17 protein-coding genes and 1 tRNA gene are annotated in these 14,773 nt (G+C 65.5%); 2 read left to right on the top strand and 16 right to left on the bottom strand.

From position 1 onward, the window contains the following. Nucleotides 1-11: 11 nt before the first annotated feature. The 11 genes from rsfS to AC1DYL_RS09030 all read right to left on the bottom strand — a co-directional run bounded on the left by rsfS (nucleotide 12) and on the right by AC1DYL_RS09030 (nucleotide 8,315). Nucleotides 12-338, bottom strand: a complete 327-nt coding sequence (gene rsfS, locus AC1DYL_RS09080; protein ID WP_477148502.1) for a ribosome silencing factor — start codon at nucleotides 336-338, stop codon at nucleotides 12-14. 244 nt (nucleotides 339-582) lie between these two features. After that, entirely contained in the window at nucleotides 583-1,227 is a 645-nt protein-coding gene (locus AC1DYL_RS09075; RefSeq protein WP_477172891.1) for a nicotinate-nucleotide adenylyltransferase, read from the bottom strand. Next, nucleotides 1,224-2,507, bottom strand: a complete 1,284-nt coding sequence (locus AC1DYL_RS09070) for a glutamate-5-semialdehyde dehydrogenase (RefSeq protein WP_477172890.1) — start codon at nucleotides 2,505-2,507, stop codon at nucleotides 1,224-1,226. The genes AC1DYL_RS09075 and AC1DYL_RS09070 overlap by 4 nt, the downstream gene beginning before the upstream one ends. Then, nucleotides 2,507-3,643, bottom strand: a complete 1,137-nt coding sequence (gene proB / locus AC1DYL_RS09065) for a glutamate 5-kinase (RefSeq protein ID WP_477172889.1) — start codon at nucleotides 3,641-3,643, stop codon at nucleotides 2,507-2,509. The genes AC1DYL_RS09070 and proB overlap by 1 nt, the downstream gene beginning before the upstream one ends. Next, complete coding sequence (obgE, locus tag AC1DYL_RS09060; protein ID WP_477148180.1) at nucleotides 3,643-4,686, bottom strand: GTPase ObgE; 1,044 nt, start codon at nucleotides 4,684-4,686, stop codon at nucleotides 3,643-3,645. Before obgE ends, proB begins: the two co-directional genes overlap by 1 nt. Then, nucleotides 4,683-5,282, bottom strand: a complete 600-nt coding sequence (locus AC1DYL_RS09055; RefSeq protein WP_477172888.1) for a GNAT family N-acetyltransferase — start codon at nucleotides 5,280-5,282, stop codon at nucleotides 4,683-4,685. Before AC1DYL_RS09055 ends, obgE begins: the two co-directional genes overlap by 4 nt. A 3-nt stretch (nucleotides 5,283-5,285) precedes the next feature. After that, nucleotides 5,286-5,930, bottom strand: coding sequence for a GNAT family N-acetyltransferase (locus AC1DYL_RS09050; RefSeq protein ID WP_477172887.1), 645 nt, complete (start codon nucleotides 5,928-5,930; stop codon nucleotides 5,286-5,288). Next, the gene (locus tag AC1DYL_RS09045) at nucleotides 5,930-6,598 is read right to left on the bottom strand and encodes a Type 1 glutamine amidotransferase-like domain-containing protein (RefSeq protein WP_477172886.1); all 669 of its coding nucleotides are present in this window, start codon (nucleotides 6,596-6,598) and stop codon (nucleotides 5,930-5,932) included. Before AC1DYL_RS09045 ends, AC1DYL_RS09050 begins: the two co-directional genes overlap by 1 nt. Before the next feature lie 136 nt (nucleotides 6,599-6,734). Next, the gene (rpmA, locus tag AC1DYL_RS09040; protein ID WP_477148176.1) at nucleotides 6,735-7,004 is read right to left on the bottom strand and encodes a 50S ribosomal protein L27; all 270 of its coding nucleotides are present in this window, start codon (nucleotides 7,002-7,004) and stop codon (nucleotides 6,735-6,737) included. 12 nt (nucleotides 7,005-7,016) lie between these two features. Then, complete coding sequence (gene rplU / locus AC1DYL_RS09035) at nucleotides 7,017-7,640, bottom strand: 50S ribosomal protein L21 (protein WP_477148175.1); 624 nt, start codon at nucleotides 7,638-7,640, stop codon at nucleotides 7,017-7,019. Nucleotides 7,641-7,865: 225 nt separating this feature from the next. Then, nucleotides 7,866-8,315: a gamma-glutamylcyclotransferase family protein gene (locus tag AC1DYL_RS09030; RefSeq protein WP_477172885.1), complete on the bottom strand. Its 450-nt coding sequence runs from the start codon at nucleotides 8,313-8,315 to the stop codon at nucleotides 7,866-7,868. A gap of 96 nt (nucleotides 8,316-8,411) precedes the next feature. Here AC1DYL_RS09030 and AC1DYL_RS09025 point away from each other — a divergent pair. Continuing rightward, nucleotides 8,412-8,501: transfer RNA gene (locus tag AC1DYL_RS09025), tRNA-Ser, on the top strand. Between the two features lie 51 nt (nucleotides 8,502-8,552). Here AC1DYL_RS09025 and AC1DYL_RS09020 read toward each other — a convergent pair. From AC1DYL_RS09020 to AC1DYL_RS09000, 5 genes are all read right to left on the bottom strand, one after another. Further along, nucleotides 8,553-9,350: a TIM barrel protein gene (locus AC1DYL_RS09020; RefSeq protein WP_477172884.1), complete on the bottom strand. Its 798-nt coding sequence runs from the start codon at nucleotides 9,348-9,350 to the stop codon at nucleotides 8,553-8,555. Beyond that, nucleotides 9,347-10,273: a sugar phosphate isomerase/epimerase family protein gene (locus AC1DYL_RS09015; RefSeq protein WP_477172883.1), complete on the bottom strand. Its 927-nt coding sequence runs from the start codon at nucleotides 10,271-10,273 to the stop codon at nucleotides 9,347-9,349. Before AC1DYL_RS09015 ends, AC1DYL_RS09020 begins: the two co-directional genes overlap by 4 nt. Nucleotides 10,274-10,319: 46 nt before the next feature. After that, the gene (locus tag AC1DYL_RS09010; RefSeq protein ID WP_477172882.1) at nucleotides 10,320-11,150 is read right to left on the bottom strand and encodes a carbohydrate ABC transporter permease; all 831 of its coding nucleotides are present in this window, start codon (nucleotides 11,148-11,150) and stop codon (nucleotides 10,320-10,322) included. After that, on the bottom strand, nucleotides 11,147-11,971 hold the full coding sequence (locus AC1DYL_RS09005; RefSeq protein ID WP_477172881.1) for a carbohydrate ABC transporter permease: 825 nt from the start codon (nucleotides 11,969-11,971) through the stop codon (nucleotides 11,147-11,149). The genes AC1DYL_RS09010 and AC1DYL_RS09005 overlap by 4 nt, the downstream gene beginning before the upstream one ends. Before the next feature lie 174 nt (nucleotides 11,972-12,145). Then, nucleotides 12,146-13,411: an extracellular solute-binding protein gene (locus AC1DYL_RS09000; RefSeq protein WP_477172880.1), complete on the bottom strand. Its 1,266-nt coding sequence runs from the start codon at nucleotides 13,409-13,411 to the stop codon at nucleotides 12,146-12,148. Between the two features lie 253 nt (nucleotides 13,412-13,664). On the opposite strand from AC1DYL_RS09000, the gene AC1DYL_RS08995 reads away from it, so the two are divergent. Further along, nucleotides 13,665-14,717: a LacI family DNA-binding transcriptional regulator gene (locus AC1DYL_RS08995; protein ID WP_477172879.1), complete on the top strand. Its 1,053-nt coding sequence runs from the start codon at nucleotides 13,665-13,667 to the stop codon at nucleotides 14,715-14,717. Nucleotides 14,718-14,773 lie beyond the last annotated feature (56 nt).

Raw genomic sequence — 14,773 nt, 5'->3', positions numbered from 1 at the left:
ACGCCGACGGACTAGCGACCGTCGGCGGCGAAATCGACCGCCCACATCTTCTCGATGTTGTAGAACTCGCGCACTTCGGGCCGGAAGATATGGACAATGACGTCACCGGCATCGACCAGCACCCAGTCGGCGTGCGGCAGTCCCTCGATCCGCGGCTTGCCAAAACCACCTTCGCGGAGCGCTTTCACCAGCTGATCAGCAACGGCGCCGACATGGCGGTTCGAGCGGCCCGACGTCACCACCATATGGTCGGTGAGCGACGACTTGCCGGTGATGTCGATGGCAACGGTCTGCTCGGCCTTGGCGTCGTCAAGGCTATGCAGCACCAGATCGATCATGCGGGGTTCAACGGCGACCTCGGTCACCGGGGCGGGTTCGGTCTTCTTCTTGGGCGATGCCATCAAATGGCCTCAGCCCATGCAAGACAAGCACGGGTCATGCGTGTTTCAGCTGTCCTTGGTTGTGGGGTCGAAAGGCTCGCAAAAGCGCAGCTATCGTTGTTGTCCCATACTGAGTGGCGAATAACCACTACTCCCTCAATATGACGCTTCGTTTGGAGTTCTGCAAGGCAGCGGGGTGCAATCAATTTGCCGGATCGCTCTGCCGAGCTTGCCGCCGCGCCCGGATGGCGCTCGAAGACTGCGGCGAAGTGATGCCGTGGAGATAGACCCAAGCGGGTGGCTGGCTGCTTGCAAGGGTCTCGGCGGCCTCTTCGGGCAGGCGTTGTTTCTTCAGCGCGATAGCGGCTTTCGACACGGTGGCGCGGAAGGTGGAGCCAGGTCGCGCGTAAACGGCGATCGGCATCAGCGCGGCGATATCCTGCCAGCGCTCCCAGCGGTCGAACTGGGAGAGGTTGTCGGCCCCCATGATCCAGACGAAGCGGGTATCGGGGCAGGCGTCGGCCAGCCATTCCAGCGTGTCGACGGTGTAGTGGAAGCGGTGCAGGGCTTCGACGCCGGTGACGTGGATGCGCGGATTGGCGGTGAGGTCGCGGGCGGCGCGGACGCGGGCCTCGAGCGGCGCGAGTTCGGAATGGTCTTTCAACGGGTTACCCGGCGAGACCAGTAGCCACACGGCATCGAGGTCGAGGCGCTTGAGGCACTGCTCCGCCACGAGGCGGTGTCCGTCGTGGATCGGGTTGAAGCTACCGCCGAACAGCCCGATGCGCAGGCCGGAGCCGGACGGGGGGAGGGCGGTGATGTCGGGCGCGAGGCTCGTTTGGATCAAGGCCGCGTCTGCCCGTTGCCTTCGACGAGATATTTGAAGCTCGTCAACTGCTCGACGCCGACCGGGCCGCGGGCGTGGAATTTTCCGGTGGCGATGCCGATTTCGCCGCCGAAACCGAACTCGCCGCCGTCGGCGAACTGGGTCGAGGCGTTATGGAGAAGGATGGCGCTGTCGATCTCGTTGAAGAAGCGGGCGACCGAGCCGGCGTCCTCGGTGATGATCGCCTCCGTGTGGTGCGACGAGTATTTGCCGATATGGGCGATGGCCTCGCCGACATCGGCCACGATTTTCACCGAGATGATCGCGTCCTCGTATTCGGTGTGCCAGTCCGCTTCGGTCGCGGCGACGGCCTCGGGGATCAGCGACATGACGGTCGCATCGCCGCGGATCTCGCAGCCCTTGGCGACGAGCGCGGCGATCACCGGCTTCAGGTGCGTAGCGACGACATCGCGGTGCACCAGCAGCGTCTCGGTGGCGCCGCAGACGCCGGTGCGGCGCATCTTGGCGTTGAGGGTAACATCGATGGCCATCTGCAGCTGGGCCGAGGCGTCGATGAAGGTGTGGCAGATGCCCTCGAGGTGGGCGAAGACCGGTACCCGCGCTTCGGACTGGACGCGGGCGACCAGGGTCTTGCCGCCGCGCGGCACGATGACGTCGATGGTGCCGCCGAGTCCGCCCAGCATCTCGCCGACGGCGGCGCGATCGGTGGTGGGGACGATCTGGATGGCGTCGGCGGGGAGGCCAGCGGCCTTCAGGCCCTCGACCAGGCAGGTGTGAATGGCGCGGGTAGAGTTCACGCTGTCTGAGCCGCCGCGAAGGATCACCGCATTGCCGGCCTTCAGCGTCAGCGCTCCGGCGTCGGCGGTGACGTTGGGGCGGCTTTCGAAGATGACGCCGATGACGCCGAGCGGGGTCGAAACACGGCGGATGGTCATGCCGTTGGGGCGGGTCCATTCGGCCAGCTCGCGGCCGACCGGATCGGGCAGGTCGGCGATGGTGCGAAGGCCCTCGATCATGCCGTCGATGCGCTTGTCGGTAAGCTGCAGGCGATCGAGGAAGGCCCTGGAGATACCCTTGCCCTCGGCGGCGCGCATGTCGAGCGCATTTGCCGAAAGGATATCGTCGCGGCGGGTGTCGATGGCGTCGGCGGCGGCGTGCAGCGCCGTGACCTTGCTCTCGGGCGTCGCAAACGCGAGCACGCCGGCGGCGGCGCGGGCGCGGCGGCCGATCTCGAGCATCACAGTGGAGAGGTCGTTGGCGACTGCCTCAGCTGCGCTCATCAGACTTTGGCCTCCAGGCCCATCAGCACCACCATGTTATCACGGTGGATGAGTTCCGATCGCGTGCCGATGCCGAGCAGATCGGAGACGACGCGGGAGTTCTTGCCCTTCACCAGATCGGCTTCCTCGCGACCCATGCCGGCAAGGCCGCGGGCGATCTCGCGTCCCTCGGGGTTGAGGATGGCAACCGCGTCGCCGCGGCCGAACTCGCCGGTGACGCGGGTGACGCCGATCGGGAGCAAGCTCTTGCCGTCGAGCAGGGCGCGGGCGGCGCCGGCGTCGACATAGATGGCGCCGAGCAGTTCCAGATGGCCCATGATCCAGCGCTTGCGGGCCTGGGCGCGGGATTCGGCGGGGGCGAACAGGGTGTGGCGCGCGCCTTCGGTCAGGGCGCGGAGCGGATGGCTCTCGGTGCCCTTGGCGATGATCATGGCGGTGCCGGCCTGCGTCGCGATCTTGCCGGCCTCGACCTTGGTGGTCATGCCGCCGCGGCTCAGGTGGCTCGCGGCGCCGCCGGCCATGGCGTCGATCTCGGGGGTGATGGCGGCGACGAAGGGCAGGTGCTCGGCGCTCGGGTCCTTGGCGGGCGGCGCGGTATAGAGGCCGTCGACATCGGAGAGAAGGATCAGGCAGTCGGCCTCGATCATGGTCGCGACGCGGGCCGACAGGCGATCGTTATCGCCGTAGCGGATCTCGGCGGTGGCGACGGAATCGTTCTCGTTGATGATCGGGATCGCACCCAGCCCGAGCAGCGTCGAGATGGTGGTGCGGGCGTTGAGGAAGTAGCGGCGTTCCTCGGTGATGTTCGGCGTGAGCAGGATCTGGCCGGTGACGATCCCGTGCCCGGCGAGCGCTGCGGCCCAGGCCTGCGACAGGGCAATCTGCCCGGCGCTGGCGGCGGCCTGGCTCTGCTCGAGCGGCAGTGCCTTGGCGTCGAGGTTCAGCAGCCGGCGGCCGAGTGCGATGGCGCCGGACGAGACGATGACCAGCGACACGCCTGCTGCCTTCAGCGAAGCGAGATCGGCGGCGAGCGAGGCCAGCCATTCGGCGCGGAGCTTGCCCGTCTTGCCGTCGACGAGGAGGGCGGAGCCGATCTTGATGGTCAGGCGCCGATAGGGCGCGAGGGCGTTGGCCATCAGGGCACCCAGGTGGGCTCAGCCTTGCGGCGTTCGAGTTCCTCGCGCTCGGCCTTGTCGGCGTCCATCTGCGCGACGATGCGGTAGAGCACCTTGTCGACGCCTTCGCCGGTGACGCCCGAGCAGGTGAAGACCTCGGCCTTGCTGGCGCGCTTCAGCACCTTCACCTTTTCCTTCACCTCGTCGGGATCGATCGCGTCGATCTTGTTGAGGACGACGATCTCCGGCTTTTCGGCCAGCTCTTCGGCATAGGCAGCGAGTTCGCCGCGGATGGTCTTGTAGGCGGTCTTCACATCCTCCTGCGTGCCGTCGATCAGGTGCACGAGGATGGCGCAGCGCTCGACATGGCCGAGGAAACGGTCGCCCAGCCCCTGGCCTTCATGCGCGCCCTCGATCAGCCCTGGAATATCGGCCAGCACCAGGTCGCGCTCGCCGATGCTGACGACGCCGAGATTGGGGTGGAGCGTAGTGAAGGGGTAGTCGGCGATCTTCGGTTTCGCCGCCGAGACTGCGGCGAGAAAGGTCGACTTGCCGGCATTGGGCAGGCCGACGAGGCCGGCATCGGCGATCAGCTTGAGGCGCAGCCAGATCCATTTCTCGGTGCCGAGGAGACCGGGATTGGCGCGGCGAGGTGCCTGGTTGGCGCTGGTCTTGAAATGGGCGTTGCCGAAGCCGCCATTGCCGCCCGAAAGCAAGGTGATTTCCTGGCCGACCTCGGTGAAGTCGACGATCAGCGTTTCGCCGTCCTCCTCGAACACCTGGGTGCCGACCGGGACCTTGAGGATGGTGTCCTCGCCCTTGGCGCCATGGCGGTCCTTGCCCATGCCGTGGGTGCCGGTGGCGGCCTTGAAGTGCTGCTGGAAGCGGTAGTCGATCAGCGTGTTGAGGCCATCGACGCAGCGGATGATCACATCACCGCCCCGGCCGCCATTGCCGCCGTTCGGACCGCCGAACTCGACGAATTTCTCGCGCAGGAACGACACCGCGCCGGCACCGCCATTGCCGGAGCGTACGAAGACCTTCGCTTGGTCGAGGAATTTCATCTGGTACTTTCTCTGGTGGCCTGCCGGTGGGCCATCCAGGCGGTGCGTGTCAATTCCGTGTCGATATGGCGCACCTCCTCTCCGCGCGCAAGGCAAAGGCGCGTGGAGGTGCCGATCTCGACGAATCCGACCTTCTTCTGGATGGCGAGCGAGGCCTTGTTGAAGTGGAACACGCCCGAGGCGAGGGTGGAAGCGCTGGTGGTCTCGAAATACCAGTCGAGGCTGGCGCGTACCGCCTCGCTCATCAGCCCGCGGTTCCAGAACGGCTGGGCCAGCCAATAGCCGATGACGGTCCCCTCGATATCGCGGTGAAAGCCGACATTGCCGATCACCCCCTCGCCATCGAGGTCGATCATGAAGCCGGTTTCGCCGGCCGGGGTGTCGGGCCGCCAGGTGCGGAGCCACGCCTTGGCGTCGGCAAGACGATAGGGATAGGGCACGCGACTGAGGTTTCCGGCGACAGCGAAGTTGTCGAGGAAGCGGGCGATGCGCGAGGCATCGTCCAGCACCGGCTGACGCAGCGTGAGGCGGGGCGTGCGGAGCGTTACGTCCATGTCAGATGCCGTTCCCGGTTCGAGCTTCACGAAGGCCGCCAATTCCTAGCTCCATTTCGGCTGCTCCAGTTCGAAGAACACGATCGGCTTGTCCTTCAGCGTGCCGGCGGGGTCGGTGCCTTCGCCAATGCGGACGAACCCGGCCTTGGTGAGAACGTTGAGCGAGCCGGCGTTGCTGGCCAGTGCCCTCGATTTGATGCGCGGGAACAGATGCGTGGCGAAGGCCGCCTCGATGAGGCCCTTCACGGCCTCGCTCATGATGCCCTTGCCCCAGTGAGGCTCACCCAGCCAGTAGCCGAGTTCGGGCAGCTCGCCAGGGTGGAAGGTGAACCCTACCACGCCGATGAACTGGTCGTTGAGCGTGATGGCATAGGGCCGTTCATCGGGCCGCTGCGCGATGATCTCGATGAAACCGATGGCGTCGGCCCTCGTATAGGGATGCGGCAGGCGCGACAGCTTTTCGGCGATCGCCTTGTTGTCGGCGAGCTTCACCAGGTCTGGTACGTCGCCGCGGATCGGGGCGCGCAGGACCAGCCGGGGCGTCTCGATGCGGTGCGGCAGGGCATCGCGCTGGCGGCGGGCCGCCAGCTTCGCCGTCGCCTCGGCGAGCGCTTTCGCCTGGGCGGCGGGGCCCATCAGCTGGGGCCGCCGCTTGGGGACAAAGTCCTCGTCGTCCTCGAACTTCTTCATCACGCAATCCTCCGCGTCGGATCGATCGACGCCGTCCGATCCTCGGTCCACACGATCACCTCGCCGTCGCGCAGGGCGCGATAGCGGAGCCCTCGGCCGCACAGATGCCGCACCGCGCGTTCTGCCGACGTGGTCTCGGGGTGTGGCGAGCGGTAATGCGGGACGATCGCGTGGTCGATCAGCCCGAGGCCGTCCCAGACGATCTCGCGGTCGTAGCCAGGCGGCGCCTCGTCGGGATCATCCATCAGATGGATGCCTTCGAGGCTCGGCGCCGCCACCACGGCACCGGCCGAAAAGCCGCCATAGACGATCTCGTCATTGTCGAGCATGTCGACAATCACGTCATCGAATCCCGACTGCTTCATGGCGCGGCGCAGCACAAACGCGTTGCCGCCGGTGACCCAGACCAGGTCGAACTGGCTGAGCCGGGTTCGCAGCCCTTCGGGGTCGCCGAAATGGTCGCGCAGGTCGAGCGGGGTGGCGGCGATGCCGAGCGAGCCCAGCTCCGAGACCGGGTCATAGGCCTCGTTGCGATAGAGCTCGCGCGCTGCGGGCGAGATGTTGTCGAGTGCGTTCTCGATGATGGCGGCGCGCCGGCCATTGCCGAGGAGTGCGAGTAGCGAACCGGCGCGATCGCCGATCCGGTAGGAGCTCAGGTACAGTCTCATTTTCAGCCGCCCTCACGACGAAAAAGACAAAAGGGGAACCGGATTCCGGCTCCCCTTGGATCTTGTCGCGCGGCGGACTGCCTAGTCGCCTTGCCGGGGAGCTGGTCTCCGGCAGGGGTTGTTAGGCCTCACCGGGTTATTCTGCTGCTTCTGCTGCCGGGAGTACCGACACGTAGACTTTGGCGTTGGCGCGGGTTTTGAACGCCACGTGGCCGGGGATAAGGGCGTAAATGGTATGGTCGATGCCCATACCGACGCCGGTGCCCGGATGCCATTTCGTGCCGCGTTGGCGGATGATGATGTTGCCACCGATCACAGCTTCGCCGCCGAACTTCTTGACGCCAAGACGTCGGCCAGCCGTATCGCGACCGTTGCGGGAGGAACCGCCTGCCTTCTTATGTGCCATCGGTTACTCTCCTTATTCCTTGGTCGCCTTGGGAGCGGCCTTCTTGGCCGCCGGCTTCTTCTCAGTCGCGGGCTTCTCAGCCTTGGGCGCAGCTTCCTTGGTCTCAGCCTTCTTGGGAGCGGCAGCCTTCTTGGCGGGAGCCTTGGTCTCGGTCGCGTCAGCAGCCGGAGCCGCCTTCTTGGCCGGGGCCTTCTTCACGGCGGCCGGCTTGGCGGCAGCCTTCGGGGCCTCGGTCACGGTCGCCGAAGCAGCGGCGGCGGCAGCGCGCTTTTCGGCACGGGCCTTGGCGATCTCGTCGACCTTGGTGGTCGGCTTGGCGCCGCCGGTCAGGATCTCGGTGATGCGCACGGTCGACAGGCGCTGACGATGGCCGTTACGGCGATCGTAGTGCTGGCGGCGCTCCTTCTTCAGGATGATGACGGTGCGCTCTTTCTCGGTGGCGATGAACTGGCCAGCAACGAGGGCACCCGCAACCAGCGGCGCGCCAACGGTGACCGCGTCACCCTCGCCAACCATCAGGACCTGGTCGAAGGTGACCACGTCGCCGGGCTGGGCGTCGAGCTTCTCGATCTTCACCACGTCATTGGCGGCAACCTTGTATTGCTTGCCGCCGGTCTTGATTACTGCAAACGTCATAGCTTTGCCGGGATATCCCGGACCTCTTCGTTATCGCGCCCTGTGGCGCCGCAGGCGATGCCTGTTCCTGCGGGCTTCGAGATAGGCTGCCAATCGAATTGGCGGCGGCCTCGGACAGCGGTTGAACAAAATCAAAAATGCGCGCAGCAGATGCCGCACGCAATTCGAGCGGCCTTATCGGGGCAAATTCAAGCGGAGTCAAGGTCGGCGACGCAGCAAATCCGGCTAGTTCGGGCGCACCGCAATCAGCTTGGCACGAATGTCGGCCGCACTCGCCGCCTCGGCGCCGAGAACCCGCGGCTTATGTTCGGCCTGCCAGCGGCCGAGCGACCAGTCGAGGCCCTCGTTCGGAACAGCAATCGCCGGCAAATACGCGTCGGCCTCGAACAGGTCCTCCTCGACCATCGCGGCCACCGGCGTGCGCCGATATTCCTCGCCCTCGAAGGCGTCCAGCAGGTCGCGCTCGAACGGGCTGAGATCGATCAGCAGCAGTCCTTCCGCGGCGGCACCCGGCACTCGGATCAATGCGGGGTAGATGCGCCCGGGATAGTGCACGGCGCGAAAGCCAGGCGCGCGAGCAACGTGCTGACCGCCCGGCCGCAGCGCGCGCCCCAGCACGGCGGCCAGGAGATCAGGGTCGCGCAGCGTGCCATAAACAAAGAGCGGAAGGGTCATGCGCGTGGGCGAGCCAAAGAGTGTTGCAGCGTCCATCATGCTATGCCATAAGCCCGCCCGTCTCGACCAGCCGCGGCAACGCGTCATCGACCTCGCGGAGAGGTGGCAGAGTGGTCGATTGCACCGCACTCGAAATGCGGCATGGGGGCAACTCCATCGGGGGTTCAAATCCCTCCCTCTCCGCCATTAACTCCCTAATATTATTTCTGTTTTTGCCACCCCGAAGGGCGCCGTGGCTTAACCGCCAAGGCGCTGGGCGGCCATCAGGATGGATTGTGCGCCAGCATAGAGACCGGCGCTGTCTGTCGCCGGTTCGATCTCGATGCCGACATAGCCTGCGTAGCCGGCCCGGAGTAGCCACGCCAACTCCCCGGTCCAGTCCTGGTTTCCAGAGCCGAACTCATGGCGACCAGGCACGTCCGCGGCCTGGATGTGACCAACCAGGTCCATTTGCGTGTCAATCGCCCAGCCGCGCGGTTCCCCGTTGAGGATGGCGTGGTAGCGGTCATACAGGAACTTGACGTTCGGGCGGTCCGTTCGCCGAACCACGTCCAGGGCAGCGGCGGAATCCCGGAGCAGGGCGTTCGGTCCTTCGAACTGCCGGTTGACGACCTCGACCACCAGCTCGAGATTCGAGGCCGAAACGGCGTCCGAAGCCCTTGCGAGGACATCGGCCACGGCTTGCCGTTGGGAGGCGATGTCGCGGTCCGCAATGACATCTCCGGCCAGAACGACCAGCTTGGGCGTACCAAGATCGACTGCAACGGCAGCCGAGCGTTCGACGCGGGCGATGAACTCGTCGTGCGACTGTGGATCGGCGAGTTGGCACTTGTCGCGCCATGTTTCGACGCACAGCGTATGGAGCTCGGTGTTCGAGGCCGTCAACGCCCGCCGCAGTTCGGGCAGCGGCTTGTCCCGCCAGTCCCAGATCTCGACAGCGGGAAACCCGGCGTCCGCCGCGGCCCACACCCGGTCGGGCACGTTACGCCCGCCCTCGGTGAACGCCGTTTCGATGCAGACGCTGAAGTCGATCACCCCCCGATCCCCTCGACGAACGTCCGGCCGGCTCGCAGCGCGGTGACGGGGTCAGTCGCGGCATCGAGCTCGATGAGGACGATCTCGCTGCCGGGGGTCTCGAGCATGGCGTCGGACCACCCTTTCCAGTCGACAACTCCGTCGCCGAGCCCGCACATGAAGCGCTGCTGCTGGGCGTAGATCGTGTGGTCGATGACCATCTTCTCGCTGATTGGCCCCACCGCGTCTTTCCAGTGCGCCAGCGCAATGCGCTGCGCGTGGCGCCGGGCAACCGCAACCGGGTCACCGCCGCCAAGCGCGATGTGGCAGGAATCCGGGCACAGCCAGACATAGTTGGGATCGGTGAACGACATGAACAGGTCGATGTCGCGCTCGAGCCACAGCGAGCTGTTGGATTCGGTGTGGATGGCGAGCTTCACACCCAGCCGGCTGACGGCCTCGCCAATCGTGTGGGCGATTTCGGCCATCCGGGTCATGTAGGGCGCGTCGACGAAGAACGCCGGCCGCTCGCCGTAGGTCCGCCGCATCGGCAGGCCGGTGACCAGCATGTCGGCGCCGACCTCGACGAGGAACGCAGCCCGCCGCTCGGCATCGGCCACGATTACCCCAAGATCATCCGCTATGCGCCAGTTCGGGAGGCTGGGGTCGGCGATGAAGGAACTCACGACGGACAGCCCGCGGGTGTCGAGTTCCCGCTTGAACGCCGCACCGCTTCCGAAGCTCCGGATGACGTTCTCGATGCTGCCGGGCGCGAAGGTCAGCTCGACGCCCGGGACACCCGTTTCCGCGAGGACTCCCAGCACGGTTTCCCAGAACTTGTCCGGGTTGCCCGCTACCCACTCCTGCAGCTCCGCGTCGGTGTTCAGGCCCCAGAACTGCGGATGGTAGAACGTGATGATGTCGGTGGCATAGCGACGGGACATGAAGGTCTCCAGGTAAGGGCAATTTGGGATAATGGGGTCGATCGGGCTATTTCAGCCCGGTCACGGCAATGCCGCGGACAAAGTACTTCTGCAGAAAAATGAACAGCAGCAGGACGGGCAGGAGGACGACGACTGCGCCCGCCAGCAGCAAGCCGTAGTCCGTCGATTTGGCCGCCTGCGAGGCGATCGAGAGGCCGACCGGAAGCGTGTAGGTCTCCTCGCTCTGGGCGACGATCAGCGGCCAGAGGAAGTAGTTCCACGAGTTGAGGAAGGTGATGATCGCGACGGTCGCGACTGCCGGTCCGAGCAGTGGCAGGAAGATCCCGAAGAAGATGCGGAACTCTCCGGCGCCATCGAGCCGCGCGGCTTCGAGGAGGTCGTCGGGGATCGAGTCGGCGAACTGCCGCATGATGAACACCGCGATCGGCATGACGGCGATCGGCAGCACCACCGCGGTTAGCGTATTCACGAGCCCCATCTGCACGATGACGAAGAACTGCGGCACGAACAGCGCGACATACGGGATCATCATCGCCATGAGGACACAGGCGAAGACGAGACGACGGCCTTTGAACGGCAGCTTCGCCAGCGCGTATCCCGCCATCGAGCTGAACAGCACGTTCGCAACCACCGTGAAGCCCGAGACGATCAGCGAGTTGCGCATGAACGTGCCGAACTGCCGATGCTCGAACAGTTCGATGAAGTTGTCGAAATTGCCAAAGCTCTTCGGCAACCAGGCACCGGGGGCCGCCATGATCTCGGCCTGCGACTTGAAGGCGCCGAACATCACCCAGACAAAGGGAATGAGCGTCACTGCCGCGAGCACGGTCAGCAGCACGTAGAGCAGCGGCGTAGCGAGAGTGTTCTTCGGGGTCATGACCGGGCCCTCAGCATGCGAAGCTGGATAATTCCGAGCACGATGATGATGGCGAGCATCACGTAGGCGCCGGCCATGGCGTTGGCGATGTTGCCGAAGCCGAACTGCTCGTAGACCCAGAGGGCGACTGACTTGGTCGCGCCGACCGGGCCGCCCTTCGTCACCAGATACGGCTCGTCGAAGATGTTCATGTAGGAGACGGTCATGAGCACGCTGACCAGCAGCGTCGTTGGTTGCAGCAGCGGCAGCGTCATCGAGATGAGCCGCCTCCAGGCACCGGCGCCGTCAAGCGCGGCGGCCTCGTAGACCTCGGCCGAAATGGATTGGAGCCCCGCGAGGAACAGCACCATGCAGGTGCCGATGTTTCGCCAGATGGCCAGCATCACCACGGTCGTGAACGCCATGTTGGGGCTGCCGAGCCAGTTGGGGCCGGCGATGCCGATCGAGGCGAGGAACGAGTTGGCCGGTCCCTGCAGCGTGAACGCGTACTGCCAGATGACCGCCGCGGCGACGATGTTGGTGATCACCGGCAGGTAGAAGGCAGCCCGGTAAGCGGCCCTCAGTTTTTTGATTCCGCTATTGAGGGCGAGCGCGAGTGCCAGCCCGATCAGCATCGTCAGCGGCACCCCGATGACGACAAAGAGCCCCGTCGTCGCCAAGGACTGCAGGAAGCCGGCATTGGTCAGCACACGGGCAAAGGTGCCGAGGAAGACGAAGTCGACATCGAACGGATGCCGCATATCTGCGACGCCGATATTGGTGAAGCTGTAGACGAGGGCAATCAGCGCGGGGACCGCGGTGAAGACCGCAAACGTCGCCATGAACGGCGCGATGAAGGTCCACGCGGTTGTTGTCTGCCATGGAGTCGGCCGGGGTGCTTTCCCCAACGTGCTGCTCAACTGAATTCCCCTTGAAGACGATGGCATCCCGTAGCGGGCGTCCGTGGAGCGCGATGGTCAGCGCTCCACGGCATGTTGCTAGTCCGAGGGAAGGGCCTAGTTGCCCACCCCGACCGACTCGGCGAAGGCCTGCGCGTCGTCCAGCACCTGCTGGGCAGTCGCCTGGCCGCGAGCGACCCGCTCCGTCTGCTGGCCGATATAGGTGCCGACCTGGCTCCAGGTGGGGACCTGCGGAATGTCGACGGCCGTCTCGAGTGCCTTGCGCTCGGCATCGAGCAGCTTGTTGCCGGCGATTGCCGGATCATCCCAGGCGGCCTTCACCGAGGGCAGGCTGCCGAACAGCTTGTACCAGGCGATCTGCGTGGCCGGCTGCGTCAGGTAGCGGGCGAGCTTCCAGGCTGCGACCTGGTTCTTGCCGTCCTTGAGCACGGCGATGCTGCCCGAGCCGAGCGCCGAGGCGGTCCCCACCGGTCCGGCCGGCATTTCGGCTGTCGCGAGGTTCGCATCGACCCACTCACGGCCGTTGGCGTCGACCGCCCACTGCTCGAACCAGGGGCCGATGTCCTTGCTGGCGATCTCGCCCGAGGTGAACCACGGCACGGTGTCGAGGAACTTCGGGCCATCGGGAGACGCGAGGCCCTCGGAGAACAGCGAACCCCAGAACTCCAGCGCCTTGACGTTCTCGGCGGAGTTGATGGTCCACTTGGCCCCATCGGCACTGATGAAGCTGCCGCCGTTCTGGTGGATGAATTCGTTGAGGCCCTGGGCGTTGTAGATGTCGTAGCCGACATCCATGCCGATGCCCCACTTGGAGCCCTGCGCCTGCATGGCCTTGGCGAAGGCCTTCAGTTCGTCCCAGGTCTTGGGAGCGCCAAGGCCCGCCTTTTCGGCCAGGTCTTTGCGGTACTGGAACATCGTGGCGTAGACGTCGAGCGGGATGCCGTAGGCGACGCCGGCCTTGACGTTGGTGTTGTAGGCGTTGGTGAAGAAGTCGTCCGGGTTGGCGACGCCGGCGGGCACCGGTGCGAAGGCACCCGTCGCCATGAGGCTCGCCTGGCTCTGCGAGTAGAGGCGAACGAGGTCGGGGACCGTGCCGGCGGCGATGGCGGTGAGGAGCTTGGCGTCGAACTGGTCCGACGGGATCTGCGTCACTTCAACTTTGACGCCGGGGTTCTGCGCCTCGAACTCGGCGAGGAAGCCGGGCATCTTCTCGCCTTCGGCGCCGCCGATCCAGACCTGGATCGTGCCCTCAGCAGGCGAATTGTCGATCACGTCCTCCCCTCGGCCGTAGCCGGTGAGAGCCAGCGCAGCCGCCGCCGATGTGGCGGTGAGGATGAGCGCGCGGCGGGTAAACCACTTCATAGGCATCATGCTTCCCTTTCTCGAACTGAGAGGAAATCGGCGCTTCGGAGGGGCCTTTCCCTGGCACTGGAAAAGTCTGCGAGTTGATCTTGCTGGGAAAGACAACCTACTTGGCAATCGATTGCCAACGCGATATTGATTGCATATGCTGTTTTGGTGCGCAAGCGCCTATTTTGCCCACTGAATAGGCAGCGGTAAGTGTTTGACGCCCTGAGAAAATTCCGGCGAAAAGAGGGACGAGGATGATTCAGCGATGACGAGAACATCGGATGATCGTGCGGCCGGTCCTTCGATCGCGGACGTGGCCCGAGAGGCCGGTGTCGCGACATCGACGGTCAGCCGCGCCTTGACCATGCCCGGCCGCATCGCCGAGCCCACCCGTCTCAAGGTCGAGGCGGCGGCCCGCAAGCTCGGCTACACCGCCAACCAGACGGCGCGCAGCCTGCGCGTCGGGCGGACCCGCACCATCATGATCGTGCTCCCCGAGGAGCTCTATATCGGTGCCTCGCAGACGGTCATCGAAGTGCTGCGGTCCGCCGGCAAGGCCCTGAAGGAGCGCGGTTTTTCTCTGCTCATCGCCAACGTCTCGCGCGAAGCCGAAACCGACGAGCACATCCTCACCGTCGCCCTGGGCGGGACGGTATCCGGCGTGCTGCTGATGGCGAGCGCCATGCCCGGCGCCAATGGGCGAAGCCTCACCGATACGGGACTGCCGATCGTCTCACTGCATTTCGACATGAGCGCCGAGGGCATCCCAAGCGTCGTCAGTAACGACCACGATGCCATCAGCGCCGCCGTGTCCGAGCTCATCGGGCTGGGGCACCGGGGCTTCCTCTATGTGCGCGGTCGCGAGGGCAACTACCACGATATCGAGCGCTTGCGCGGCGTGCGCACCGCACTCGCCACCCACGGGCTGCCGGAAGCGGCGCTGCAACTCTACCAGGGCGACTTCAACTTCGGCGGCGGCGTCAGGGCCGGGGCGCACTTCCTCGAACAGCCATCGAGCGAGCGGCCCAGTGCGATCGTCTGCGCCAACGACGACACGGCGATCGGCTTCATCAAGACCGTTGTCGATGGCGGCCTGCGGGTGCCGGACGACGTGTCGGTCATCGGCTTCGACGGCGCCGAGGTCGGAGCGTTCATGCTGCCGGCCCTCTCGACCATCCAGCAGGCCACCTCCGAGCTGGGCCAGCGTGCGGCCGACCTGGTGATGGACCTGGTCCTTGGCGAAACCGACCTCGAGCGCCGCGTCGAGGTGCCTTGCTCGATCGTTCTCCGCGAGAGCGTCAAGGCCGTCACGGCGTAGCGACCCGCACTGGTCGTCGCCTTTGTCCCCGCCCCAGCCCGATATCGGGCGGAGCC

The sequence above is a fragment of the Devosia sp. P1_H9 genome (genome assembly GCF_056405135.1).
The sequence above is the reverse complement of the archived record's forward strand: the minus strand, read 5'-3'. Positions and strand labels throughout refer to the sequence as shown.

What these genes read in the sequence shown, in the direction of transcription:
- rsfS (WP_477148502.1), bottom strand. Translation starts at nt 338, where the DNA reads ATGATCGATCTGGTGCTGCATAGCCTTGACGACGCCAAGGCCGAGCAG.
- AC1DYL_RS09070 (WP_477172890.1), bottom strand. Translation starts at nt 2,507, where the DNA reads ATGAGCGCAGCTGAGGCAGTCGCCAACGACCTCTCCACTGTGATGCTC.
- proB (WP_477172889.1), bottom strand. Translation starts at nt 3,643, where the DNA reads ATGGCCAACGCCCTCGCGCCCTATCGGCGCCTGACCATCAAGATCGGC.
- obgE (WP_477148180.1), bottom strand. Translation starts at nt 4,686, where the DNA reads ATGAAATTCCTCGACCAAGCGAAGGTCTTCGTACGCTCCGGCAATGGC.
- AC1DYL_RS09050 (WP_477172887.1), bottom strand. Translation starts at nt 5,930, where the DNA reads ATGAAGAAGTTCGAGGACGACGAGGACTTTGTCCCCAAGCGGCGGCCC.
- AC1DYL_RS09045 (WP_477172886.1), bottom strand. Translation starts at nt 6,598, where the DNA reads ATGAGACTGTACCTGAGCTCCTACCGGATCGGCGATCGCGCCGGTTCG.
- rpmA (WP_477148176.1), bottom strand. Translation starts at nt 7,004, where the DNA reads ATGGCACATAAGAAGGCAGGCGGTTCCTCCCGCAACGGTCGCGATACG.
- rplU (WP_477148175.1), bottom strand. Translation starts at nt 7,640, where the DNA reads ATGACGTTTGCAGTAATCAAGACCGGCGGCAAGCAATACAAGGTTGCC.
- AC1DYL_RS09030 (WP_477172885.1), bottom strand. Translation starts at nt 8,315, where the DNA reads ATGACCCTTCCGCTCTTTGTTTATGGCACGCTGCGCGACCCTGATCTC.
- AC1DYL_RS09015 (WP_477172883.1), bottom strand. Translation starts at nt 10,273, where the DNA reads ATGTCCCGTCGCTATGCCACCGACATCATCACGTTCTACCATCCGCAG.
- AC1DYL_RS09010 (WP_477172882.1), bottom strand. Translation starts at nt 11,150, where the DNA reads ATGACCCCGAAGAACACTCTCGCTACGCCGCTGCTCTACGTGCTGCTG.
- AC1DYL_RS09005 (WP_477172881.1), bottom strand. Translation starts at nt 11,971, where the DNA reads ATGGCGACGTTTGCGGTCTTCACCGCGGTCCCCGCGCTGATTGCCCTC.
- AC1DYL_RS09000 (WP_477172880.1), bottom strand. Translation starts at nt 13,411, where the DNA reads ATGAAGTGGTTTACCCGCCGCGCGCTCATCCTCACCGCCACATCGGCG.
- AC1DYL_RS08995 (WP_477172879.1), top strand. Translation starts at nt 13,665, where the DNA reads ATGACGAGAACATCGGATGATCGTGCGGCCGGTCCTTCGATCGCGGAC.